This is a genomic window from Providencia sp. PROV080 (assembly GCF_033688105.1).
Taxonomy (GTDB): Bacteria; Pseudomonadota; Gammaproteobacteria; order Enterobacterales; family Enterobacteriaceae; genus Providencia; species Providencia zhejiangensis.
This window is the reverse complement of the sequence record NZ_CP096346.1, coordinates 3,759,866-3,784,897: the sequence shown is the minus strand read 5'-3', so window position 1 is coordinate 3,784,897 and position 25,032 is coordinate 3,759,866. Positions and strand designations below refer to the sequence as shown.

The window sequence follows — 25,032 nt, the reverse complement described above, 5'->3', positions numbered from 1 at the left end:
TGCCGTTAGGCGACAAGTGAATGAGTGCTTAAGAAGATACATCGGTATGTGATTAGGACGAATCAGCGTAGTCAACAACACGGCATCTTAAAAGTAGGATGAGTATATTTGGGGGGCTTATGCCCCCCTTAATGTCAGGAGATATAACGATGGCAAGAGAATTTAGTCGTTCTCAGCGCGTAGCACAAGAAATGCAAAAAGAAATTGCGATTATCTTGCAGCGTGAAGTTAAAGATCCCCGCATTGGAATGGCAACGGTTTCAGGTGTTGAGCTTTCAAGAGATTTAGCGTATGGCAAGGTGTTTGTTACCTTCCTTAATATCTCTCATGAAGAGCATGAATCTCAAATGGTGCAAGATGGCATTAAAGCTCTGAATGAAGCCTCAGGTTTTATTCGTTCTTTGCTAGGTAAAGCGATGCGCTTACGTGTTATTCCTGAGTTAACGTTTTCTTACGATAGCTCACTGGTTGATGGTATGCGTATGTCTAACTTAGTTTCGAATGTGATTCGCAATGATGAAATGCGTCGTGCGGATGCGGATAGTAAAGAGGAAAAATAATGGGGCGTCGTCGTAGCGGCCGTGATATACATGGCGTTTTGCTGCTGGATAAACCCACGGATATTTCTTCAAATGATGCGCTGCAAAAAGTGCGGCGCTTCTTCAATGCAAATAAAGCGGGTCACACGGGTGCGTTAGATCCACTTGCAACAGGGATGCTCCCTGTTTGTCTCGGTGAAGCAACCAAATTTTCTCAATTCTTACTCGATTCAGATAAGCGCTATCGTGTGATTGCACGGTTGGGTCAACGTACGGATACGTCTGATTCTCATGGTGAAATTATTAGTGAGCGCGATGTTGAGTTTACACAGGCTCAGCTGGACGCTGCATTAGCGCATTTTCGTGGTGATACCTTACAAGTGCCTTCTATGTACTCGGCATTGAAACATCAGGGGCGTCCATTGTATGAATATGCACGAAAAGGGATCACTGTTGAACGAGAAGCCCGTCCGATAGCGGTTTATGAGTTGCAATTTCTTCGTTTAGAAAATAATGAACTTGAGCTGGAAATTCACTGCTCTAAAGGCACCTATATTCGGACAATTATAGATGATTTAGGTGAAATGTTAGGCTGTGGTGCTCATGTGATTTATTTGCGTCGAGTTCAAGTCGCTAATTATCCATACGAACGTATGGTTACATTGGAGCAACTCGCCGAACTAAGAGCGAAGGTTGATGAGGGTGAAGGCACTTTCGAGTCGTTACTTGATCCTTTATTGCTACCAATGGATGCCGCGGTTATTCATTTTCCAGTCATTAATTTGACCGACGAAACGGCCGCTTATTTCAAGCAAGGCCAGCCGGTCAGGGCGGATATCGGTCAACTTGCTGAAGGTACAATGGTACGTATTACTTGTGGTGCAGCGCAGCGTTTTATTGGTATCGCATTAATCAGTGAAGACCTACGAATTGCCCCACGGCGTTTAGTTGTCGAAAATGAATAATCTGCATAGCGGCGCTTATTGCTTTGCTGCTACAAGCAGCGTAGAATAGCGGCGCTTAATCTGTGAGATACTAAATTAGAGATTGGGTCTCATTACATACATTTATACATTTGGAGTTTATTATGTCTCTAAGTACTGAAGCGAAAGCAAAAATCGTTGCTGAATTCGGCCGCGATGCTAACGACACTGGTTCAAGTGAAGTGCAAATCGCACTGTTAACTGCGCAAATCAACCACCTGCAAAGCCACTTTTCAGAGCACAAAAAAGATCACCACAGCCGTCGTGGTCTGCTGCGTATGGTTGCTCAGCGTCGTAGATTGCAAGCTTACCTGAAAGGTAAAGATATCGCACGTTACACAGCTCTGATCGAGCGTCTGGGTCTGCGTCGCTAATCTATACTCTAAATAATTCTAGGTGCAGCTAGTCAATAAGTGAATTGAAAGGCTAGGCGCAGAGTTATGTGGCTAGCTTAAATTAGCCTAGTTAACATCGCTGCAACTCGAAATATGACGACTATAGTCAGTTTCAGTGGAAAGGGGCCAAATGGCCCCTTTTCTTCTAAAAGTTATACATAAAGTTGAAGTAGTACTCGAATTATACTTAACTTAAATGCTAAGCTATAGTTCCTAATTAATTGTTTTATTAACGCCTCTTCAGCTACACCGATTCGCGCGGCTAATGAGAACATTGATTATATGAACATCAGTGTTCTCATTAGTCGCGAGGCTGTAGTAGGAAGAGAAAGCCAATGCCACTAGAGAAGCTCAGGTGGCCTAAAATAAAGGGTGATATTTTGTTAAATCCTATTGTTCGTAAATTTCAATACGGTCAGCATACTGTATCCATCGAAACTGGCATGATCGCGCGTCAAGCGACGGCGGCTGTGATGGTAAATATGGATGATACAGCAGTATTTGTTACTGCGGTTGCTCAGAAAAAAGTTAAAGAAGGTCAGGATTTCTTCCCTCTGACGGTTAACTATCAAGAGCGCTCTTATGCGGCAGGTCGTATCCCAGGTAGCTTTTTCCGTCGTGAAGGTCGCCCAGGCGAAGGCGAAACACTGATCGCTCGTTTGATTGACCGTCCTCTACGTCCTCTGTTCCCAGAAGGTTTCCTCAACGAAATCCAAATCATTGCAACGGTTGTTTCAGTTAACCCTCAAGTTAACCCTGATATCGTCGCTATGATTGGTGCTTCAGCTGCACTGGCCTTGTCCGGCGTTCCTTTCAATGGTCCAATTGGTGCGGCACGTGTTGGTTTCATTAATGATCAATATGTTCTGAACCCAACAGCAGATGAGCTGAAATCAAGCCGTCTCGACTTAGTTGTTGCGGGCACTGAAGGTGCTGTTCTGATGGTTGAATCAGAAGCAGAGCTGTTAAGCGAAGAGCAAATGCTAGGTGCTGTTGTTTTTGGTCATGACCAACAACAAGTTGTCATTAAAGAGATTAACGAATTAGTTAAAGAAGCAGGCAAAGAAAAATGGGATTGGCAACCAGAGCCAGTTAACCAAGCTCTGCGTGATAAAGTGGCTGCACTGGCTGAAAGCCGTATGGGCGACGCATACCGCATTACTGAAAAACAAGAGCGTTATGCGCAAGTTGACTTGATTAAAGAAGAAGTGACCGCTGCTATCGTTGCTGAAGACGAAAACGTTGATGTCGCTGAAGTTGCTGAAATTTTGGCTAACTTAGAAAAACAAGTTGTTCGTAGCCGTGTTATTCGTGGTGAGCCACGTATCGATGGTCGTGAGAAAGACATGGTGCGTGCTCTCGACGTGCGTACGGGTGTTCTACCTCGTACCCACGGTTCCGCCCTGTTTACACGTGGTGAAACTCAGGCTCTGGTTACCGCAACATTGGGTACTGAGCGTGATGCACAGGTTATTGACCAGTTAATGGGCGAATATACTGATCGTTTCTTGTTCCATTATAATTTCCCTCCATATTCTGTCGGTGAAACGGGCATGGTAGGTTCACCTAAGCGCCGTGAAATTGGTCATGGTCGTTTAGCAAAACGTGGTGTATTGGCTGTTATGCCTGACCATGCTGACTTCCCATATACTGTTCGTGTGGTATCAGAAATCACTGAATCAAATGGTTCATCATCAATGGCGTCAGTTTGTGGTGCTTCGTTGGCTCTGATGGATGCTGGTGTACCAATTAAAGCGGCTGTTGCTGGTATTGCAATGGGTCTCGTGAAAGAAGGTGATGATTTTGTTGTTCTGTCCGATATCCTAGGTGATGAAGACCACTTGGGTGATATGGACTTTAAAGTGGCGGGTAGCCGTGATGGTATCAGCGCACTGCAAATGGACATCAAAATTGAAGGTATCACTCGCGAAATCATGCAAGTGGCATTGAACCAAGCAAAAGGTGCTCGTCTGCATATTTTAGGGACAATGGAACAAGCGATTAACAGTCCTCGCGAAGAGATCTCTGAATTTGCTCCGCGTATTTATACTATTCGTATTAATCCGGACAAGATTAAAGATGTTATCGGTAAAGGTGGTTCTGTGATCCGTGCTCTGACAGAAGAAACGGGGACAACCATCGAAATCGAAGATGACGGTACAGTGAAGATCGCCGCGACCGACGGTCTAAAAGCGAAAGAAGCTATTCGTCGTATTGAAGAAATTACCGCTGAAGTTGAAGTGGGTCGTATTTACCAAGGTAAAGTGACTCGTATTGTTGATTTCGGAGCATTTGTTGCTATCGGTGGCGGTAAAGAAGGTTTGGTTCACATTTCTCAAATCGCGGACAAGCGTGTTGAGAAAGTGACTGACTATCTGCAAATGGGTCAAGAAGTTCCTGTTAAGGTATTGGAAATCGACCGTCAAGGCCGTATCCGCCTGAGCATGAAAGAAGCTGTCGCGACTGAAGAAACTCCAGCACAGCAGCAGGACTCAGCAGAATAGGCTGAATCTGAACAGCGCCCTATGTTTTAGGGCGCATAGCCATAATTTGCTGACACAGTGGTAATGTAAGGACGGAGTATGCTGAACAGTATCTGTCTTCGGTTTAGGGGCTTAAACGCGTTAACTCGCGGGGTCTCTGCGCTTATCTTTTTTGTGCTCCTTGGATGCAGTAACAAAGATTGGCGTAAAAACGAGGTATTTGCTGTTCCTCTGCAACCTTCACTACAACAAGAAGTAATATTGGCTCGTATGGAACAAATCCTTGCGAGCCGATCTTTGACCGATGATGAATACGCCCAGCTTTTATATGAGCGCGGAGTGTTGTATGATAGTCTCGGTTTGAGGGCGTTAGCGCGCAATGATTTTTCAACAGCGTTAGCTATTCGTCCCGATATTCCTGAAATCTTTAACTTTTTAGGAATATATTTTACGCAGGCTGGCAACTATGATGCCGCCTATGAAGCGTTTGATTCTGTATTAGAGCTTGATCCAACTTACAATTTCGCGCGTATGAATCGTGGCATCGCATTATATTACGGTGGCCGATACAAATTAGCGCAGGATGATCTGCTGGCGTATTATCAGATAGATCCAAATGATCCTTTTCGTACACTATGGCTTTATCTAGTAGAGAAAGACATAGACCCGCGTGTAGCACAGGATAACCTGGCTGCTCGTTATAACAGCGCGGAGAAAGGGCTATGGGGCTGGAATATCGTAGAGTTTTATCTAGGCAATATCAGTGAGAACACATTGATGGCGCGTTTGAAAGAAACTTCTGCGGATAACACTTCGCTCGCTGAGCATCTCAGTGAAACTAACTTCTATTTAGGTAAGCATTACCTAAGTCTGGGGGATAAGGATAGCGCAACTGCGTTATTCAAACTGACGGTGGCTAACAACGCCCACAGCTTTGTTGAACACCGCTATGCATTGTTGGAATTGGCGCTGTTAGGCCAAGAACAAGACGACCTTTTAGAATCGGGCCAGCAATAGCTGACGAACATTTCATGATTATTTTTTGAGTCATCATCCTTCGGGGTGACGGCCTATTTGTTCGTTTAATAACACAATTTGAGCCAGTTCACATTTTAAATGAAAATGACCGAAATGAATTTCGCACGGTTATGTAAACTGGCCGCCATTAAGTATGAGGCACCTTTACATGACCACCGAGACTGATATCTCTTTCGCTGATTTAGGTTTATCAGCGTCTATTTTGACTGCACTAAACGACCTGGGATATGAAAAACCTTCGCCAATCCAAAAACAATGTATCCCATTGTTGATGGATGGTAATGATGTGCTGGGTATGGCTCAGACGGGTAGTGGTAAAACCGCTGCATTTAGTCTGCCACTGCTCCATAACATCGACCCTGATTTAAAAGCTCCGCAAATTTTAGTCCTAGCACCAACGCGTGAGTTGGCGGTGCAGGTTGCTGAAGCGATGAGCGATTTTTCTAAACACATGAGCCGCGTTAACGTTGTTGCCCTGTATGGCGGTCAACGTTATGACGTTCAGTTGCGTGCTCTACGCCAAGGACCACAAGTGGTTGTTGGTACACCAGGTCGTCTACTTGACCACCTGAAGCGTGGTACGTTAGACCTGTCTAAACTGAAAGGTTTAGTATTGGATGAAGCTGATGAAATGCTGCGTATGGGCTTTATTGAAGATGTAGAAAACATCATGAGCCAAATCCCAGCAGAACATCAAACAGCACTGTTCTCTGCAACGATGCCAGAACCGATTCGTCGTATTACACGTCGTTTCATGAAAGAGCCTAAAGAAATTCGCATTCAGGCTAGTATTACAACACGTCCAGATATTGCTCAAAGCTATTGGACTGTTTACGGTATGCGTAAAAATGAAGCGTTGGTTCGTTTCTTGGAAGCAGAAGACTTTGATGCGGCAATCATCTTTGTTCGTACTAAGAATGCAACGCTAGAAGTGGCTGAAGCCCTTGAGCGTAATGGCTATAACAGTGCGGCACTGAATGGTGATATGAACCAAGCACTGCGTGAGCAGACTCTGGAACGTTTAAAAGACGGCCGTTTAGATATTCTGATCGCAACAGATGTTGCGGCGCGTGGCCTTGACGTTGATCGTATTAGTTTAGTTGTTAACTACGACATCCCTATGGATGCAGAATCTTATGTTCACCGTATCGGTCGTACAGGTCGTGCAGGCCGTGCTGGTCGCGCATTACTGTTCGTTGAGAACCGTGAACGCCGCTTGCTGCGTAACGTTGAACGTACGATGAAACTGACGATCCCAGAAGTTGAGCTGCCAGATTCTCAATTGCTGAGTGAACGTCGTCAGGCGAAATTTGCTGAGAAAATTCAACAGCAATTTGAAAGCAGCGACTTAGATCAATACCGTGCACTGCTGAAAAAACTGTCACCGTCAGAAGATGTTGATATGGAAACATTAGCAGCAGCACTACTGAAAATGGCACAAGGTGAGCGTGCGCTGATCCTGCCACCTGATGCACCACGTCGTCCACGTCGTGAATTCAATGACCGTGATGACCGTCGTCGTGACCGTAATGGTAATGGTTTCGAGCGTGCAGAACGTGGTGATCGCGGCGGTCGTCGTGAACGCCGTGATGTTGGTGATATGGAAATGTATCGTATCGAAGTGGGTCGCGATGATGGTGTGGAAGTTCGTCACATCGTTGGTGCGATTGCTAACGAAGCCGATATCAGCAGCCGTTATATCGGTAATATCAAGTTGTACGGGACTCACTCGACGATTGAATTACCAAAAGGCATGCCGACTGACGTATTAACGCATTTAAGCCGTGCGCGCATTCTGAACAAACCAACACAAATGCAATTGATTGGTGATGCACAACCATTTGAGCGCCGTGAGCGTCGTGGTGGTCCACGTCGTGATGGTGGCAATGAAGGTGGTTTCGGTGCGGGTCGTCGTCACGATCGTGATGGTGGAAACCGCCGTGGTGGTGATCGTGATAATGCGGGGGGTAACCGCCGTGGTGGTAACCGTGATCGCGGTAATAGCAACGGTCCACGTGGTCGCAATGAAGACCACAATACCGCCGCACCACGTCGTCGTAGCGCTAGCCATAATGCGTAATTAGTCACGCATTTACCGAGTTCTTAGTGTAAAACGTTATCGGTAAGATCTAAAAACCCGCTTTCCATTGGATTGCGGGTTTTTTTATTATTTCAATCTATCGTCGCAACAATCGCTTTCTATATTGTGTTGCGGATTAAGATACAGCCAAGCGGTCACTCTTCCTTGTGGATGGCTACTTTGGTGCTTATGCGTGAATGGGTATACGCAGTAAGTGGATAACAATAGGTTTTACTACTAGTTGTTTTCTAATAACTCTTCCGCTTGCCTTTGTGGCATGGGTAACTCGTCATGGCTGACAATCACTTTTTTGAGTTTATGATTAAACGCTGCAACCGTAATTTCTTCTAATAGCCTGACTTCAACGGGACTGAGTCCACCTTCATTTTTTTCTAAGGCCTGTATCACAATACGGTGATGAGTCGTTAAAGGAAGCCGAACATTGAGTTTCATGGCATCAATAAGTTGTACTAGAAGGCTTTGCGCGACGTAGAAATCCCCAATAATTAACCGAGACGATGAGAATTCCCCTTCAGCGGTGTATTCCTCATGAGTCTCTAAGTTTTTTAAGGTCATTGAGTTGGTTCGAAGCTGTAAGTAGAAGTCAGCCATGTGTGATCTCCCTATATATTCGTCATATTTCAGGTTACAGCGTTAATGGCTAGGCTTACTCACATTAATCAGCCTAGCTGCAATTGGTATCATTTAAAGTCATTAAATTAATCCAAGTGCTTCTTTTAACGGCTTTAAATAGCGGCGGCTTACAGGAATGTGCTCCCCTGAGCTTAAGACTAGCTCTGCTTGACCATTATCACCAAACAAAATTTCACTTAACTGCGTCATGTTGACTAAATATTGACGATGACAACGAACTAATGGTGTGCGTAATTCTAAGGTTCTTAAGGTGAGTTCAGTAAAGCCTTCTTGTCCTTGGGTGCTCATCACATAAACGCCACTCATGCGTGAAGTGACATATTGAACTTCATCTAATTTCATCAGCCAAATACGGCTATGTCCTGTACATGGAATAAACTTTAGAGGTTCATGATCGCTAAGAACGTCAAGGTCTTGCTTCTGCTTACCTTGACGTAGTCGATTCAGAGTTTTATTCAGCCTTTCGCTTTCTAATGGCTTTAATAAATAATCAAAGGCATGTTCTTCAAAAGCTTGTATAGCAAACTGATTAAAGGCCGTTAAAAAGACGATATACGGCCTATCCTCAGGGTCAAGCATGCGAACCATCTCAAGGCCTGTGATACGAGGCATTTGGATATCAAGAAAGACGACATCGGGCTTCTTTTTATGAATAACACTTATCGCTTCAATAGCGTTAGCACACTCATCCATGATCTCAATATCATCATGCTCTTCTAATAAACAACGTAAGTTTTCCCGTGCAAGTGGTTCATCATCAACAATCAATACATTCATATAAATTTAATCATTTTATTGCTTTAACATGTAGGGAAGCCGTAATTGCACTCGCGTAAATTGTTCTGGTTCATACTCCACGCTAACGCCATATTGCTCGCCATATTTTAGACGTAGGCGTTTATCAACTAAACTCATTCCTAGGCCATCGTTTTGTGCTGTGGGCTGATAGAGGCCTGCATTATCTTCTATTTCAATATAAACCTGTTCACAGCGTATATAGCTTCTTATTGTAATATATCCAGTATCTAATAACTGTGAGGTGCCATGTTTAATTGCATTTTCGACGATAGGTTGCAGCGAGAATGCCGGTAATTGCACCTGTTTTAATGTGTCTGGAATATCGAGCGCTATTTGTAAGTTTTCACAGAAGCGGGCTTTTTCTATTTGTAAGTAAGCATTCACATGCTCTAATTCTTCACCGAGTGTCGCATTTTGTTCAGGGCGTTTGAGGTTATTGCGAAAGAATGTTGAGAGGTATTGGACTAATTGTCCAGCTTGCCGACTGTCTCGGCGTATAACAGCTTGTAGTGTATTAAGTACGTTAAATAAAAAGTGAGGATTCACTTGCGCGTGAAGTAGCTTTACTTCCGACTGTAGCAGTGATTGTTTATTACGCTCATATTGTCCAGCGAGAATCTGTGCTGAAAATAAGCTCGCGATGCCTTCACCTAGAGTGCGGTTAATTGAGCTGAATAAACGATTTTTCGCTTCATAGAGTTTAATCGTGCCGATAACTCGCTCATTCTCCCCACGAAGGGGGATAACCAACGCGGAGCCGAGTTTACAAGTTGGGCTTAAAGAGCATTTATATGGGGTTTCATTACCATCAGCATAGACGACTTCATTATTATCGATCGCTCGCCGCGATTGCTCGGAAGCTATCGGTGTGCCTGGGCAGTGGTGATCGGCTCCGATACCAATAAAGGCTAAAATCTTTTCTCTATCCGTGATGGCGACGGCACCAATCTCTAATTCTTGATAGATGATCTTGGCTACTTTCATACTGTTATCAGTATTGAACCCTTTGCGTAAAATACCATCTGTACATAATGCGATTTTCAAGGCTTGAGCCGAAAAGGCCGTCGTGTATTTTTCAACAATCGCTCGGCGATCGAGCAAAATACGAATAAACATAGCGGCACCAATCGTGTTGGCAATCACCATGGGCGCTGCAATATTTTTCACCAGTTCTAATGCTTCATCGAAAGGACGTGCCAGTAATAGAATAATGAGCATTTGGATAATTTCAGCGACAAAGGTGACACAACTGGCGGTAATTGGGTTAAAAATTTTATCGATTTGGCCTCGTTTCATGTAATAACGATGCACTAAACCGCCAATCAATCCTTCGGCGATAGTGGAAACCATACAACTAAATGCGGTCATACCGCCGAGTGAATAACGGTGCAATCCCCCAGTGAATCCCACTGCAAAGCCAACCGCTGGCCCACCCAGTAGCCCTCCAAGCACGGAACCAATCGCACGTGTATTGGCGATAGAGTCATTGATATGTAAGCCAAAATAAGTTCCCATCACACAAAAAACAGAGAAAATAAGGTAGCACATGACCTTATGCGGCAGGCGGATAGTGACTTTTAATAGAGGGATAACAAGAGGCGTTTTACTCAATGCCCATGCAATGACTAAATAAACGCACATCTGTTGTAATAGCAGCAAAATGAGATCAAATTCGTACATAAAGGGTTCCAATTTTGGCATTTTAGCCGCGCAATTTTAGCGTAAGCTGCTGATTTAATAATAGCGATTTAGTCAAAGTTAGCTATCTTTATTTGACATAAGGGGAAAGTCGCTTCAATATTATATCTCCCCCCTCTTGTTTGTGACCTTGCGCACAAATTTATTAACGCTGTATCGGCAATTATTGCGATAATTTGATGATTATAGTTTCCTCCGTGATTATTTAGGGTTTTACTAATAATGAAAAAAAGAACAATAGCACTGATTTTGTTGATGCTGATTTTGATAGCGGCGGCGGCACTTTTCCATTCCCACAATCAATTCTTATTATTGCAAGGTGAAGTCGATGCGCCTGAGGTTATGGTGACCTCTAAGGCAAAAGGTCGTGTTATTGAACGCCATGTGGAACGCGGGGATGACGTTCAAAAAGGGCAATTGTTATTAACATTAGATAGCCCTGAACTAACGGCACAATACGCAGCTTTAAAAGCCGCGAGAGACCAAGCGAAAGCGCAATTAGCTCAATCAATTAATGGAACACGTGAAGAAACAATTCGTAATTTACAAGCGTCATTGGCACAAGCTAACTCACAGTATCAAAATGCGACACGTGAATATACTCGCTTAAATAACTTGTCTGCTAAAGGCTACGTTTCTGCTAATGAGTTAGATAATGCACGTAAAGCAAAAGAGGTGGCTTTCCAGCAAGTACAAGGCGCAAAGGCGCAGCTTGAAGAAGCCAAAAATGGTGACCGTATTGAATTACGTCAAAAATATGCGGCACAACTGAGTGAAGCTGAACAGAAACTGGCTGAGCTGCAAGTGCAGTTAGATGACTTACAAGTGAAAGCTCCCGTTGATGGCGAAATAGGGCCTATACCCGCGGAAATTGGTGAAATTTTCAATGCAGGTAGCCCATTAATGACCATGGTCCGCATCCCACAGGCTTATTTTATTTATAACTTGCGTGAAGATATCCTCGTTGATATTAAAAAAGGTGACAAGATTCAACTTGATGTTCCCGCTTTAGGCGATAAAAAAATTGAAGCAGAGGTTCGTTATATCGCACCAAAAGGGGATTACGCAACAAAAAGGGCAACACGTGCGACAGGGGATTTCGATTTGAAAACCTTTGAAGTTCGTTTGTATCCATTAGAACCGGTTGATGGCTTAAGACCGGGTATGAGCGTGTTATGGCGCTGGGATAAATAAAAGGCGCTGTTATGAGATTAAAATTCGCTTGGCATGGTTTTGAACATGCATTCAGTCGAGAAACACAAGCTGCTATCCGCAGCCCTGTTTTTCACTGGTTAAGTTGGCTGTTTCCGTTAATGTTATTTACGTTAATAAGCGCTAACTTCTCAGAAGGAACACTGATGGATCTGCCGGTATCCGTCGTTGATAATGATCGAAGCCCAGCTTCTAGGCAGATTATTCGGGATCTGAATGCAGGCCCCCATGCAGATGTAAAAGCGATTGATAACAACCTTAACAGCTCGATAAAACGCTTAGCTAGTGCGCAAGATTATGCGCTTTTATATATTCCTACCAATTTTGAAGCGGATGTATTACGGGGGCGCCAACCTGAAATACGCATGTACTACAATGCGTTGTTTTATGCGTCGGGAAGTTATGCGATCCAAGATTTCAGTGGTCTGGTGGCTGAGCTGAATGCCAAGTACCGTACTCAACTGGCGAGTTCAATGGGAAAAGCCTTACCCCCATTAGCACAAGTGACTCTTTCTTACGACAGTTTATTTAACCCCAGCGGCAGCTATATCTATTACCAGCAATTCGCAGCAACTATTCATATGCTGCAATTGTTCGTGGTGACGTGTACGATTTATACTTTATCGCGTAGCTCAATATTACAGAGTGTGAAGCCATTTGGCATGGCCGTGCTCGGAAAAATGGCCCCTTATACATTATTTTTTACCACATTATTAGTGGTTGAACTTGCGGCATTGGTGAGTATCTTTGACGCTAAGGTGGTGGGAAATCCCCTCTATATGATAATGGTTGGCTTCTTCTATGTGATAGCGGCACAAAGTATTGGGTTATTGCTATTTAGTTTCACGTCTAGTGCAATTATGGCTTATAGCCTTATTGGGATGCTAGTGAGTATTGCATTAGCCTTCTCGGGAATGGCAGTACCTGAATTATCCATGATTTTGCCCGCACAAATTATTTCGAATGTTGAGCCATTAACCCACACACTCAACGCGATGTTTGATATTTTCTTACGTGAAATTTCATTTAAACGTATTGTCGAAGTCTGTTTGTTCTTACTGATTTATCCCATCGTAACGGCATTTTTGATCCGTAAACGCTTGCCGAAAAGAATTGCGGCACAAGGAGGGGAGCTCTAATGCAGATGTATTTTGCAACCTTCCGTAAAGTACTGATTGGCATGTTAGATAAGCCAATGTGGTTATTATTGATCGTCTCGTTGTGTGTGATGAGTTTAGTCTATGCGAAGCCGGTGTTATGGGATTTACCTGTTGCAGTGATCGACCAAGATCATAGTGTGGCAAGTCGAGCACTTATCCGTGACTTAGATGCTGCTCCGAAAGTGAAACTGCACAGTTATGATAGTTTAGATCAAGCTCGCAAGGATATGATCGGTCGGCAATTGTTCGCTATCATTATCATTCCAACCGATTTTGAAAAGTTTTTATTGAATGGTAAAACTATTACGATCCCTGTTTATGGTGACGCGACCAACCGTTTGGCGAGCGGCCAGATCCAACAAGAATTAGTCAGTGCTTATCAAACATTATTAAATAGCTATAACACGCAATTATTAATTAATTCTGGTTATAGCAAAGAGCAAGCTAAAGTCATTATTACTCCAATTCGTAGCTTAACGGAGCCTTTGTATAATCCAGGTGTCAGCTTTGCCGCCATTGTGTTTCCCGGTTTGCTCGTCATGTTGTTACAGCATTCACTGCTTATTGCCTGTGTTCGCGTGAGTATTGCTATTCGTGGCACGCCAAAAGGTAAACCGCCATTAGCAGTATATTTAGGGGCATTATCTGCATTGATCCCAATTTGGTTATTTTTATCCACCGTCTTTTTTGCTTTGTGGCCATGGATCCTAGGTTATCGCCAAGAAGCACCACTGTATCAATTATGGATGCTGACTTTTCCTTTCTTATTGGCAGTAATTGGGTTAGGTAAGTTAGTGACTGAATGTTTACGTAGTGTTGAGATGATTTATTTAACCTTAGCATTTATTACCACACCGGTTTTCTATATGTCAGGAACGATATGGCCATTGCAAGCAATGCCTGAGTGGGTACGCATGATCGCGTCAGCATTACCATCAACATGGGCAACCAGTGCCATGGCGGGGATCAACCAAATGGGTCTACCGTTTAGTGGCGTATTGATGGATATTGTGATGATGCTGGTTCTTGGGGTCATTTATACTGTGATTGGTGTGTTTATTGGTATGCTACGTGACGGTGAATTACGTCATATTTCCCATATTATGCATCGTTGGCGGAAGCAGCGTCATGATTCATAATGTTGTTTAAGATGTCTCATGAATAGAAGGCCTGATAAAGATTGAAAGTCATTGCGATGTTGATATAAATAACCGGCCTTCATTCTAATATGACGGTGAGTTTTTAAGTCATTATTAGATAATCCCAATTATGAATAAATAGTTTTACGCATTATAAGATATTAATAGCCTGAACTTTAAAATTAAGTTAATTTAATTCTTTATAAATGCTTTATTTTAAAAAAAGCTTAAGTTACATTTATTCCTTTTTTAAAGGAATAAATCTCTATGGACTTTTCGACTATCCTTTCTGCGTTACTTTCGTTTATGAGTTATTTTGCGATAGGTACTGTCATGGTGCTTGTGTTTCTTTTTATTTATACACGAATATCGCGTCATAATGAGTGGGTATTAATCAAACAGAATAATACCGCTGCTGGGCTTGCATTTATTGGTGCTATGCTAGGTTATATCACTCCACTATCGAGTGCTATCTCTCACTCTATTAGTCTTCTCGACTGTATTATTTGGGGCGTTATTGCATTATTTGTTCAATTACTTGTTCTCGGCGCAACCAAAATATATATGCCAAAGATCAGCGAGAAAATAGAACAGAATAATATTTCTGCTGGGCTATTTTTAGGAGGTACATCACTTGGGTTTGGTATTTTGAATGCCGTTAGTATGAGCTATTAACAAATAAAGATGTTCTATGAGTAAGAAAAAGAAAATAAAGAAACATAAAAGTCATCAGCCCCATGCTAACGCTCAATTAAAACGAATTGGTACCGTAAAAAAAGAAGTACGTAAAGGCCCTAGCATACTGACGCTAGCCATTATGGGAGGGGCTGTTATTTTTGGTATACGTAGTTGTAGCAAAGAATCTCCAACCTCTACGGTGACGATCTTTAAAAATAGCGATGATTGTGTATTAGCGGGGTATAGCCGATCTTTTTGTACGCAAAAACAAGAAGAAGCTCAGCAACAATTAATTCAGCACATGGCTTACTATAATCAACTAAATAGCTGTGAATCTATTTATGGGCAAGGCAATTGCTCATTAATAAATCGCAAATTGACTCCGTATGAAAATTTGGAGTGCTTATCCCAAAACCATGACAATGAGTATTGTGATGCCCAAGAGCGCGAGGCTTATGCGCCTACACTAGCAGGCTTTTCGGTTGATAATTATCCCAGTGAAGTGAGTCGTTCTTCAACGTCTGCGCATTCAGGATTGCATTATTACTCAAGGGCTAGACCATTTTATCGTTCTAAAAGTGAACCGAATGTTTATTATGAACCTGGTTCATCGGATAAATGGGTTTCCGATGGTTCAAATAAGTTGAAACCCGCTAAATACAGTAATAACTCGACTAAAACGACTTCACGAGGCGGCTTCGGACATAAATCCAGTCGTAAAGGTGGCTGAGTATGTTGCGAATACCATTAAAGCCGCGTGAGAATTTAGATAAAATAGCTCAAGATTATGGTTTTGATTTTCATATTATTGATGATGAAATTTATTGGGATGAATCACATGCCTATTGTTTTACCTTAGAGCAAATTGAAAATGGTATTGAAGATCCCACCGAAGAATTACATCAGATGTGTTTAGAGGTTGTTGATCTTGCTATTAACGATGAGGCTATCTTAGAAGAACTTGCAATCCCTGAATTATATTGGGATGCGATTGCAAATAGTTGGCGAAAGAATAAAGCGTCATTATATGGAAGAATGGATTTCTCATGGAATGGATATCAGACAGCAAAATTACTTGAATATAATGCAGATACTCCGACATCACTCTACGAATCCGCATTCTTTCAATGGCAGTGGCTGTCTGATATGACAGCAAGAGGTTTAATTCCAGCTAATGCCGACCAGTTTAATTCGATTCAGGAAAAACTGATTCAGCGTTTTTTATTATGGCGTAACGAGCACCCTTTTTATTTTTGCTGTTGCGAAGACTCGATAGAAGATCGCGGAACTGTTTTATATTTGGAGGACTGTGCTCGCCAAGCGGGATTACAAACGCAATTTATTTACATGGAAGATATCGGGTTAGGCCTCGGTGGGGTTTTTACGGATTTACAAGATCAGATTATTCATCAAGGTTTTAAATTATACCCCTATGAGTGGATGTTCCAAGATGATTATGGCCCGATATTGCGTAGCCAACGGACCGAATGGTTGGAACCGTTATGGAAATCAATTTTAAGTAATAAAGGGTTATTACCTTTGTTATGGCGTTATTTCCCTAACCATCCTAATTTGTTACCTGCTTATTTTGCCGATGAGCAAATTAATATTGTTGGAAAACTTAAACAGGATATGGGGAGTCATTGGCAAGGTTTTACAACCAAACCGTTATTCTCACGCGAAGGTGCGAATGTTTCATTATTCATGAACAGCGAACAAGAGATTATTACAGAAGAATTTGGTGAATATGCTCATGAACCCCGTATTTATCAGGCCAGTGCATTACTGCCTAAATTTGGTTCCGATTATACCTTAATAGGAAGCTGGGTGATTGGTGATGAACCTGCTGGCATTGCTATCCGAGAAGATGGTTCGTTAATAACCAAAGATACATCTCGATTTATTCCTCATTATATTATGAATTAATGCAGCTTATTTGTGAAAGGGACCTATGAACCGGGAATTGATCTCATTTCTCGCATGGTGATAGTGATCAAGCGCGAACTCTATCTCCCCATAAAAGAGTCATACTCAATCATTTCATCGTTCATGAATTTCTATAAAATACATCAATTCAAACTTAAGGAGTCGCCCATACAGGCGACTTGGTTGATGGCCCATCGGGTAAAAAAATAGGCACTATTGCCGAGGGCGACAGTTTAATGAAAATCAATGGGATCGCCGTAACACTGGAAGGCCACAAAGTGGCTTGTGGTGGCTTCAATGGTTGTGTACATGTCACGTTGGGATAAGTGATGACTTGCTGATATCACTGCATATCACTGAAACTACTACCTGGTCATACTGCAAATCGCAGCAGTATTGGCGATGCACATTTGCGTTAGCCATATCGTTTTCTATCACTCCAAGTGATTCGTTGACTTGCCGCCGAGATACGCTGCGAATTATTTGGGAGACTATCTGTACGAGTACGAATAAAGGCAGCCGATATCCCATCGACATAAAAAAGCAACCAGAGTGTTTCGCTCATGAATGTATGGCTAACCTCTAATCAACCATCTCTAAACCTGCAACTTGTCGCCAATAGCCATTACAACTCCTGTCTGTAATCGTTAGTGGTGCTAGGCCTGTTTGGTTGGCTTTAAATTGTGACAGTATTTTTAGAGAATCATGACTTTCAGGAGAAATACGTACAATATCCACTAAATCCATCATGGATAGCTGTTCATTGCCTAAGTTGTAGCAATAGCCACTTTGTGTCTGCAATCCATTGAGCGTGAAAACCTGTTGCTGTTCTTGAGAAAAAACTTTTCGGCCTTGTGGATAGTTGATACAGCAAGTTTCACACTCATCTTTTGCACGATTTTCTGAGCGCGCGGTAAAGCAGCGGGCCGAATAGGCGAGAGGTAGGTGTCCATAACTCATCACTTCAACTTCGAATTTGTCACGTATTCCTAGCTCGTCACATTGGTTGAGTAAATTGACTAGCCAATCACGAGACAATTCGACAGGCATACACCAGCGTTGCATACCTTGTCGGAGTAGGATATTAAGCGTTTGAGCGTTATAACAATTCAAACCATGACCGGCGACAAAAGGCAGGTTGCGCTCAATTAACATATTAATCACCCCAAAGTCGTGTGCTTCCACGAGGAATTCGCCATTATCGACTAATTTACTGATCTCTTTAAGTTCAGAAGGGGCTTGTAATAGTGCGAGGGTACTTAAAATAATCTGTTTTCCGCTAGCAGACAGTGCCTTAGCCAAATCAATCCAGTCAGCTGGTTTCATTTCACGACGCTTACTACAGACGGTCTCACCGAGATAAATAATATCAGCTTCACTTTGCATAGCCTGCTGATAAAACGCTTCAAGTTGCTGTTTTGGCCAGTAATAAAGAACTGATCCTAATGCATATTTCATGACGTATTCCTTATTATTGCCATTTACGATGGTAAGCGCCAAGGGTTGTTTGGCTACCTTCAGACAGTTCTCCCAAAACTTTCAACCATTGTGGGTCCGCAATAAATTGTTTTGGATTTGCATTGTATTTGTCGATGGCTTTGCGCCAGATACGAGTGACGTCGGTCACATAGGCTGGGCTGCGTTGGCGACCTTCAATTTTGACCGATGCAATATTTGCGGCCATCAAATCTGGCAGTAGTTCTATGGTGTTAAGGCTGGTAGGCTCCTCCAGTACATGGTATTGATGGCCATCAACCAAATAGCGTCCTTTGCATAGTGTCGGATAACCAGCATTTTCATTGCCTTGATAGCGGTCGATCAGGACTTCATTTAAACGTGATTCCATGCCTTGTGGCGTTTGCTGCCAACGAACAAATCGTGCAGGCGAGCAAGCACCAACCGTATTGGGAGATTCGCCGGTGAGATAAGATGAGAGATAACAGCGTCCTTCTGCCATGATGCATAGGCTACCAAAAGCAAAGACTTCTAAGGGAACAGGGCTAGTTTTGGCGAGTTGCTTGACTTGATGGATAGAGAGTACGCGCGGCAATACGATACGATGAACATCAAAATTACGTGCATAAAAGCGAATCGCTTCGGTATTTGTCGCTGAAGCTTGCACAGACACATGTCGCTCAATATGTGGATACTTATTCGCGGCATATTCAAGCATGGCTAAATCAGCAAGAATTAATGCATCTGCGCCCAAAGATGCTGCAAGGTCGACAGAGTCTCTCCAGCGTTGAAAACCATCGGGATGAGCAAAGGTATTAATTGCAATATGCAGTTTGCGCTTGTGATTATGTATATAGCGTTCTGCTTCACGTAATTTTTTTTCAGTAAAATTCAGGCCTGCAAAATGGCGTGCGTTGGTATCATTTTTCAAGCCGATATAAACCGCATCGGCACCATTATCGACAGCCGCTTTGAGAGCTGGTAGGTTGCCCGCAGGGCAGAGTAATTCCATGGTGTCTATTCCAGTGTAAAATTTCGACAACTTAGCATTCTAGTCAACTCGGTAGAGACAGATTTTGATTTAAGGCAGTGAATTGGTTGTTTACCTGTTGAATTTGCATCGTTATTTTGATGTTAACACTCCAATATCAAAAAACTGATGCGTTTTAGTTAGGTGGATTTACTGGCAAATAGGCGAGTAGACAGAGTATTCATGATATTTCTGGCAGAATAAAAAATAAATACTGGCGAGAAGAGCAAACCTTGATATAGGATCAAATGAGTGCTTATTTTCTTTGGCATTATATGAATATTCTATTATTGAGTATGTCGATATATATGTCTGTTATCACACTGATTTGCTAGCCATAAGCCATAGCGGGTGCTGTGTTGTATTTAATAGGCAGTCAATTGATATAGGGAGTCAGAGCTGTGTTAGGAAAAATTCGTTCTCAACTTATCTTAAAAGGGCCTTCACTACTGAAGTTTCCTTTAAAAGTGACCCCATTTGCTGTGCAGCGTCAGGTGCTTGAGCAGCTACTTAGCTGGCAATTCCGTGAATCGGTCAAAGAAGGTGAGCTGGATTTCCTTGAGGGTAAATGGCTAAGAGTTGAAGTCAGTGACCTTAACTTAGTCTGGTTTATTAGCTTACAAAATGGTGTGTTAGTCGCGAGTGCTCAGGAACAAGCCGATGTTAGCGTAAGCGGTAAAGCGAATGACCTGATCCTTATCGCGGCTCGTAAAGAGGATCCCGATACATTGTTTTTCCAACGCCGCTTAGTGATTGAAGGCGATACAGAATTAGGCTTGTACGTGAAAAACCTGATGGATGCTTTTGAATTAGAGAATATGCCAACACCATTGCGTTTTACATTGTTACAGCTGGCGGATTTTATCAAAACCGCTCAACAAGACGAGGACACTGAGCATAAAAACTCGGTGGCATCCCCATGTTAATTCGAGTTGAAATACCGGTTGATGCAATAGGCATCGATAAATTATTGCGTGAGACATTCCCCACGCAAGCTGAAGCAGAATTAGTGCATAAACTACGTGAAGACGGTTTATTAACATTAGGTGTTGTTGCAACCAATGATGACGGCGAAGTGATTGGTTATGTAGGTTTTACGCCTGTAGATGTCAATAATGAAGATGTGCAATGGGTTGGCCTTGCGCCTATTGCTGTCAGTCAACAATATCAAAACCAAGGTATTGGTAGCCAATTGATTTACGAAGGTCTCGATAGCTTAAATGAGTTTGGTTACGGTGCTGTGGTGGTGGTAGGGGATAGCAACTATTATCGTCGTTTTGGTTTTGAACCCGCATCACAGCACAATATTGTAAGCCAATGGCCTGAGTTACAAGACCATTTTATGATCTGTGGATTAGAAAATGGCACCTTAAGTGATCATACAGGGCGCGTGACTTATTCTGCTCATTTTGATGCACTGTGATTCACTAAGTAATTTATAATATTGTCTGGCTGATCAAGGATCAGCCTTTCTTTTGCCTTTTTACTGAGTTTTTTGACCTGAAATTCCAGTTTTGATGCTGCTGAGCGATCCCCCACTAAACAATGAAAAACAAGAGTCAGTGGCATTTTTCCTTTCAATGCTTTTGCACCTTTTCCTTCTTGATGCTGAGTAAAACGGCGTTGAATGTCTGTTGTAATCCCACAATACAATCTGTTATTTTTCTCTCTTATTAGGTAAATATACCAATTTTTCTGTGTGGTCATTAGATCCTAGCGCCTTATTTTTGCCTTTCTGTGCTGAAATTTAAGGGGAAATAATTTGGGTATAAACTAAAAATCTCGCTGATCAGTGGAGATATAACTTATTAAATTATATATAAAAAATGACACATTAAAGTCATAAATTTGTAACCTAAAGATTGGTTTTGATTCAAATTTTTTGAATGATAACAGCAAAATTAGCTAATTTTCATTACGATTTAAAGTGCATAATATGATCCATATCACAGGGGGACGATAAAACGCCCTGATAATAATTGAATATACAATGAGGAACACATTATGAAAAAATCAACACTAGTCGCTGCAACTTTGGCTTTAAGTGCTATTTCATTTGGCTCAATGGCTGCTGAAGAAGTTCAACACTCTAGTCAACCCGCTGCTGGTTATGTTTCTGTAACAGGTGCTGTTAGCGTTAATGACCTAACTGAAAAGTTGGCCAAAAAAGCTGAAGAAGCTGGTGCAAGTTCATTCCGTGTTATTTCCGCAGGCGGTGAAAACTCAATGAATGGTGTTGCTGCAATCTATAAATAATTTATAGTACCTAGCAAATACAATACCAAACGTTCAGAACAGCTTAAGCACGCTCAGCGATAGACAAACGATATTCAAAGAGCGTGTTCTGAACGGACAATGTGAGTTTTTGCGATGAATGACCAACAGGCATTACAACATATCCAACGTTATCTTTCCCGCCAGCACGTTTTTTCTCTCTTTACGTATCATGAGCATGATATCTGGCCAGCCACTTGTTACTATGCATTTGATGCTAACCAAATGAGTTTATTTTTTATGACCGATCCCGATTCGCGTCATGGTCAACTTATGCGAGCCAATCCTCGCATTGCAGGCACAGTTTCCGCACAAACAAAAGTTGTCAGCCAAATCCAAGGGATCCAATTTATTGGCGATGTGATAGCCTTGGATGAAACGTTATTACCGCAAGCTCGCCAATTTTACTGTCGCCGCTTCCCTGTGGCGTTGACCGCAAAACTCCCTGTATGGCGCTTAGATTTACAGGAAGTCAAAATGGTCAATAATAAGTTAGGTTTTGGTCGCAAACTGCATTGGTCACGAGAGCGTTAACGTAAAGTGTGAATAACTTGATTACTGCTTCCTCGCCAAAGTAGAGCGGGATCATACAACTCTTGAACAAATTTCCCATCGACCAGTACGTTAATCAGACTAACCACTTTCTGTTGCTCTGGTGTCAATTCTGCAAGCTGATAACCTGTCCATAGCCAAATATCTTTATCAGGGCAAACTGTTTTGACACGATGAACTAATTGAAAAATAGCCGCGAGGTTAGCAGGGTGCAAGGGATCTCCGCCGGAGAGAGACAACCCCTGCCGACGGATTCGTGTATCCTGTAAATCCTGTATGATCCGATCTTCCATTGCTTGGGTAAACGGGATGCCTGAATCGAGACGCCATGTACTTTGGTTGTAGCATCCACGACATTGATGCACACAGCCTGAGACAAACAGTGTACATCGGGTTCCAGGGCCATTGACGACATCAACAGGGTAATATTGATGATAATGCATAGTCTTAACCTAGCTGCCCATTGCCTAAATGTTTGATGCGTCGTTTGACTTCTTCTTGTTTACCCGCGTTAAATGGGCGAGCATCAGGGCTTCCTAGGTAACCACAGACACGGCGGATGACTGAAACGCGGTTGGTGTCGTGATTACCACAACGTGGGCAAACAAAACCCTTGCTAGTGCAGCTAAATTCACCCGTAAAGCCACACTCATAACATTCATCAATTGGTGTGTTTGTTCCATAATAAGGAACATGTTCATAGCTATAATCCCAAACGTCTTCAAGGGCTTTCAGGTTGTGTTGTAAGTTAGGATATTCTCCATAACAGATGAAACCACCATTGGCGAGTGAAGGGTAAGGTTGTTCAAAGTCGATTTTGTCGTAAGGGTTAACACGTTTTTCAACATCAAGATGAAAACTATTAGTGTAGTAACCTTTGTCTGTCACATGGGGAATCACACCAAATTCAGCGGTATCAAGGCGGCAAAAACGGTCACACAGGTTTTCACTTGGTGTGCTATACAAGCTAAAGCCATAACCAGTCTCCGTCTTCCATTCGTCTGTTGCTTGGCGTAATCGGCTAACAATAGCGATTGCCTTTTCTCTTAATTGGGCATTGTCATAAACATGTTCTTGAGCGCCGAAGAGCGCATTGATGGTTTCATGCAGTCCAATATAACCTAATGAAATGGAGGCTCGGCCATTTTTAAATATCTCGGCAACACTATCATCGGCTTTGAGTCTCACACCACACGCGCCTTCCATATACAGAATCGGTGCAACACGTGCTTTCACATTTTCTAGGCGTGCAATACGTGTCATGAGTGCTTTTTTGGCGATGAACAAACGCTCTTCTAGTAATTGCCAGAAGGCATCTTCATTACCTTGAGCTTCAATCGCAATGCGCGGTAAGTTAAGGCTGATCACACCTAAATTATTGCGACCATCATGAATTTGTTGCCCATTTTCTTCATAAACGCCTAAGAAGCTACGGCAGCCCATTGGGGTTTTAAAGGAACCAGTGACATTAACGACTTGGTCATAGTTCAGAATGTCTGGATACATACGTTTACTGGCGCATTCCAAAGCTAACTGTTTGATATCATAGTTAGGATCCCCAAATTGGTGGTTCAATCCTTTTTTAATCGCAAACACCAGTTTAGGGAACACCGCGGTTTTACGGTTTTTACCTAAGCCAGCAATACGGTTTTTTAAAATAGATTGCTGGATCAAACGTGCTTCTGTTGAGGTGCCAAGGCCAAAGCCAAAGGTGACGAAAGGCGTTTGTCCATTTGCGGTATGTAATGTATTAACCTCATATTCAAGGGATTGGAATGCGTCATAGCATTCTTTTTCTGTTTGGCATTCAGCATAGCGCTGAGCATCACTGATCCCCCAAGCTTCCGCTGTTTTAAGGTGTTTTTCATAGCTGATATGTACATAGGGTGCCAGTATTTCGTCAATACGATTGATAGTCGTACCGCCATAAATGTGGCTAGCTACTTGAGCAATAATTTGTGCAGTCACGGCAGTTGCTGTTGAAATAGACTTTGGTGGCTCAATTTCTGCATTGCCCATTTTAAACCCATTGGTTAGCATGCCTTCAAGGTCGATAAGCATACAGTTAAACATAGGGAAAAAGGGCGCGTAATCCAGATCATGATAGTGGATTTCGCCTCGTTCATGAGCAATGACAACATCTCGAGGCAAAATATACTGTTTAGCATAGTGTTTTGCCACAATACCAGCGAGTAAATCACGTTGAGTAGGGATCACTTTACTGTCTTTGTTGGCATTTTCGTTTAACAGTGAAACATTGCTTTGCTCAATAAGGCCTCGGATATCATGGGTGAGCTGGCTACGTTTTTCACGTGCACTATCTCTATCATGACGATATTCAATGTAAGCGCGCGCTAGGTTTTTATAAGGGCCGGACATGAGCTGATTTTCTACGGCATCTTGGATCTCGCGAATGTCTACTTTTTCACGATGGCCGAGTTGCTCTGTGACAGCAGTTGCAACGTGAAGACAGTAGTCATTATCTTGAATATTCACAGCCGTAGATGCACGCTTTATGGCCTCTTGAATTCTTTGGGCGTCAAAATTGACTTGGCAACCGTCTCGTTTAATCACAACCGTTTTCACTGAAATGCTCCTTATTGAGTTATCCACAATATCAAACCGTCAGATAATGCCGCAGTAGCAGGAGTGGCTGTCTTGTGGATAAAACTGTGAATAAATACTATATGTAGTATGTGTTGATGCAATTAAAGCACAATATATAGGTTATTGCTCTTTTTTAGCTACACTAAACTTGATCCACAACAAGGAAAAAAATAAATTGTATGAATATCAAAAGCCGAGATAACAAAAATAAAAACCTATTATGAAATTGATCGTGGCAGCAAACGATGGCCTGTGTGAACGCCGGTAAAATACGAAACAGTCAAATCACATCATAGCGATCTGTCAGTGCATAAATCATATGAGGAATCCA

At 42.4% G+C, this 25,032-nt stretch carries 25 protein-coding genes and 1 pseudogene; 17 read left to right on the top strand and 9 right to left on the bottom strand.

Annotated elements, in window-relative coordinates; translation table 11 throughout:
• The first annotated feature begins 149 nt into the window (after window positions 1-149).
• The 6 genes from rbfA to M1F03_RS16995 all read left to right on the top strand — a co-directional run bounded on the left by rbfA (window position 150) and on the right by M1F03_RS16995 (window position 7,518).
• Window positions 150-560 (top strand): 30S ribosome-binding factor RbfA, encoded by a 411-nt coding sequence (rbfA, locus tag M1F03_RS17020; RefSeq protein ID WP_154622847.1) that lies wholly within the window; start codon window positions 150-152, stop codon window positions 558-560.
• Entirely contained in the window at window positions 560-1,504 is a 945-nt protein-coding gene (truB, locus tag M1F03_RS17015; RefSeq protein WP_318840026.1) for a tRNA pseudouridine(55) synthase TruB, read from the top strand. The genes rbfA and truB overlap by 1 nt, the downstream gene beginning before the upstream one ends.
• Before the next feature lie 122 nt (window positions 1,505-1,626).
• Window positions 1,627-1,896: a 30S ribosomal protein S15 gene (rpsO, locus tag M1F03_RS17010; protein WP_154622845.1), complete on the top strand. Its 270-nt coding sequence runs from the start codon at window positions 1,627-1,629 to the stop codon at window positions 1,894-1,896.
• A 401-nt stretch (window positions 1,897-2,297) separates the two neighbouring features.
• On the top strand, window positions 2,298-4,421 hold the full coding sequence (gene pnp / locus M1F03_RS17005) for a polyribonucleotide nucleotidyltransferase (protein WP_154622844.1): 2,124 nt from the start codon (window positions 2,298-2,300) through the stop codon (window positions 4,419-4,421).
• 78 nt (window positions 4,422-4,499) lie between these two features.
• Window positions 4,500-5,417, top strand: a complete 918-nt coding sequence (gene nlpI, locus M1F03_RS17000; RefSeq protein ID WP_154622843.1) for a lipoprotein NlpI — start codon at window positions 4,500-4,502, stop codon at window positions 5,415-5,417.
• 169 nt (window positions 5,418-5,586) lie between these two features.
• Window positions 5,587-7,518: a DEAD/DEAH family ATP-dependent RNA helicase gene (locus M1F03_RS16995; RefSeq protein WP_154622842.1), complete on the top strand. Its 1,932-nt coding sequence runs from the start codon at window positions 5,587-5,589 to the stop codon at window positions 7,516-7,518.
• Window positions 7,519-7,755: 237 nt separating this feature from the next.
• Here M1F03_RS16995 and M1F03_RS16990 read toward each other — a convergent pair whose 3' ends face one another.
• The 3 genes from M1F03_RS16990 to M1F03_RS16980 all read right to left on the bottom strand — a co-directional run bounded on the left by M1F03_RS16990 (window position 7,756) and on the right by M1F03_RS16980 (window position 10,650).
• Window positions 7,756-8,130: a YjaA family stress response protein gene (locus tag M1F03_RS16990; RefSeq protein ID WP_154622841.1), complete on the bottom strand. Its 375-nt coding sequence runs from the start codon at window positions 8,128-8,130 to the stop codon at window positions 7,756-7,758.
• 102 nt (window positions 8,131-8,232) lie between these two features.
• The gene (gene btsR / locus M1F03_RS16985) at window positions 8,233-8,949 is read right to left on the bottom strand and encodes a two-component system response regulator BtsR (protein ID WP_154622840.1); all 717 of its coding nucleotides are present in this window, start codon (window positions 8,947-8,949) and stop codon (window positions 8,233-8,235) included.
• A 15-nt stretch (window positions 8,950-8,964) separates the two neighbouring features.
• Window positions 8,965-10,650 carry a sensor histidine kinase gene (locus tag M1F03_RS16980; RefSeq protein ID WP_154622839.1) on the bottom strand — a complete coding sequence of 562 codons (1,686 nt, stop codon included), beginning with the start codon at window positions 10,648-10,650 and terminating at the stop codon, window positions 8,965-8,967.
• Window positions 10,651-10,890: 240 nt separating this feature from the next.
• Here M1F03_RS16980 and M1F03_RS16975 point away from each other — a divergent pair, with 240 nt between their 5' ends.
• The 7 genes and pseudogenes from M1F03_RS16975 to M1F03_RS16945 all read left to right on the top strand — a co-directional run.
• Window positions 10,891-11,862, top strand: coding sequence for an HlyD family secretion protein (locus M1F03_RS16975; RefSeq protein WP_163863196.1), 972 nt, complete (start codon window positions 10,891-10,893; stop codon window positions 11,860-11,862).
• Between the two features lie 11 nt (window positions 11,863-11,873).
• On the top strand, window positions 11,874-13,019 hold the full coding sequence (locus tag M1F03_RS16970; RefSeq protein ID WP_251464751.1) for an ABC transporter permease: 1,146 nt from the start codon (window positions 11,874-11,876) through the stop codon (window positions 13,017-13,019).
• Window positions 13,019-14,179 carry an ABC transporter permease gene (locus M1F03_RS16965; RefSeq protein ID WP_154622836.1) on the top strand — a complete coding sequence of 387 codons (1,161 nt, stop codon included), beginning with the start codon at window positions 13,019-13,021 and terminating at the stop codon, window positions 14,177-14,179. The genes M1F03_RS16970 and M1F03_RS16965 overlap by 1 nt, the downstream gene beginning before the upstream one ends.
• A 267-nt stretch (window positions 14,180-14,446) precedes the next feature.
• Window positions 14,447-14,854, top strand: coding sequence for a DUF350 domain-containing protein (locus tag M1F03_RS16960; RefSeq protein WP_196713708.1), 408 nt, complete (start codon window positions 14,447-14,449; stop codon window positions 14,852-14,854).
• A gap of 16 nt (window positions 14,855-14,870) precedes the next feature.
• Window positions 14,871-15,587 carry a DUF1190 domain-containing protein gene (locus M1F03_RS16955; RefSeq protein ID WP_251464749.1) on the top strand — a complete coding sequence of 239 codons (717 nt, stop codon included), beginning with the start codon at window positions 14,871-14,873 and terminating at the stop codon, window positions 15,585-15,587.
• Window positions 15,588-15,589: 2 nt separating this feature from the next.
• The gene (locus tag M1F03_RS16950) at window positions 15,590-16,783 is read left to right on the top strand and encodes a glutathionylspermidine synthase family protein (protein ID WP_163863188.1); all 1,194 of its coding nucleotides are present in this window, start codon (window positions 15,590-15,592) and stop codon (window positions 16,781-16,783) included.
• Window positions 16,784-16,941: 158 nt separating this feature from the next.
• A pseudogene (locus M1F03_RS16945) lies at window positions 16,942-17,109 on the top strand (PAAR domain-containing protein); the annotation flags it as partial.
• 89 nt (window positions 17,110-17,198) lie between these two features.
• Here the strand turns inward: M1F03_RS16945 and M1F03_RS16940 are convergent.
• From M1F03_RS16940 to ubiU, 3 genes are read right to left on the bottom strand one after another with little or no spacing between them, the layout of a single operon-like run.
• Window positions 17,199-17,348: a hypothetical protein gene (locus tag M1F03_RS16940; protein WP_251464748.1), complete on the bottom strand. Its 150-nt coding sequence runs from the start codon at window positions 17,346-17,348 to the stop codon at window positions 17,199-17,201.
• A gap of 17 nt (window positions 17,349-17,365) precedes the next feature.
• Entirely contained in the window at window positions 17,366-18,241 is an 876-nt protein-coding gene (locus M1F03_RS16935) for a U32 family peptidase (RefSeq protein WP_154622831.1), read from the bottom strand.
• A 13-nt stretch (window positions 18,242-18,254) separates the two neighbouring features.
• Window positions 18,255-19,250: a ubiquinone anaerobic biosynthesis protein UbiU gene (gene ubiU, locus M1F03_RS16930; protein WP_251464747.1), complete on the bottom strand. Its 996-nt coding sequence runs from the start codon at window positions 19,248-19,250 to the stop codon at window positions 18,255-18,257.
• 419 nt (window positions 19,251-19,669) lie between these two features.
• On the opposite strand from ubiU, the gene ubiT reads away from it, so the two are divergent.
• A complete protein-coding gene (ubiT, locus tag M1F03_RS16925; RefSeq protein ID WP_163863186.1) occupies window positions 19,670-20,194 on the top strand; it encodes a ubiquinone anaerobic biosynthesis accessory factor UbiT in 525 nt (174 codons plus the stop codon).
• Window positions 20,188-20,691, top strand: a complete 504-nt coding sequence (locus M1F03_RS16920) for a GNAT family N-acetyltransferase (RefSeq protein WP_154622829.1) — start codon at window positions 20,188-20,190, stop codon at window positions 20,689-20,691. Before ubiT ends, M1F03_RS16920 begins: the two co-directional genes overlap by 7 nt.
• Here the strand turns inward: M1F03_RS16920 and M1F03_RS16915 are convergent.
• Window positions 20,673-20,975 (bottom strand): GIY-YIG nuclease family protein, encoded by a 303-nt coding sequence (locus M1F03_RS16915; protein WP_154622828.1) that lies wholly within the window; start codon window positions 20,973-20,975, stop codon window positions 20,673-20,675. The genes M1F03_RS16920 and M1F03_RS16915 overlap by 19 nt on opposite strands.
• Before the next feature lie 297 nt (window positions 20,976-21,272).
• Here M1F03_RS16915 and M1F03_RS16910 point away from each other — a divergent pair, with 297 nt between their 5' ends.
• Both M1F03_RS16910 and M1F03_RS16905 read left to right on the top strand, forming a co-directional pair.
• The gene (locus tag M1F03_RS16910) at window positions 21,273-21,524 is read left to right on the top strand and encodes a DUF1471 domain-containing protein (protein ID WP_154624840.1); all 252 of its coding nucleotides are present in this window, start codon (window positions 21,273-21,275) and stop codon (window positions 21,522-21,524) included.
• A 114-nt stretch (window positions 21,525-21,638) separates the two neighbouring features.
• The gene (locus M1F03_RS16905; RefSeq protein ID WP_196713706.1) at window positions 21,639-22,076 is read left to right on the top strand and encodes a YhbP family protein; all 438 of its coding nucleotides are present in this window, start codon (window positions 21,639-21,641) and stop codon (window positions 22,074-22,076) included.
• Here M1F03_RS16905 and nrdG read toward each other — a convergent pair.
• Window positions 22,073-22,537, bottom strand: coding sequence for an anaerobic ribonucleoside-triphosphate reductase-activating protein (nrdG, locus tag M1F03_RS16900; RefSeq protein WP_163863182.1), 465 nt, complete (start codon window positions 22,535-22,537; stop codon window positions 22,073-22,075). The genes M1F03_RS16905 and nrdG overlap by 4 nt on opposite strands.
• Before the next feature lie 4 nt (window positions 22,538-22,541).
• Entirely contained in the window at window positions 22,542-24,680 is a 2,139-nt protein-coding gene (gene nrdD / locus M1F03_RS16895) for an anaerobic ribonucleoside-triphosphate reductase (RefSeq protein ID WP_163863180.1), read from the bottom strand.
• Window positions 24,681-25,032 lie beyond the last annotated feature (352 nt).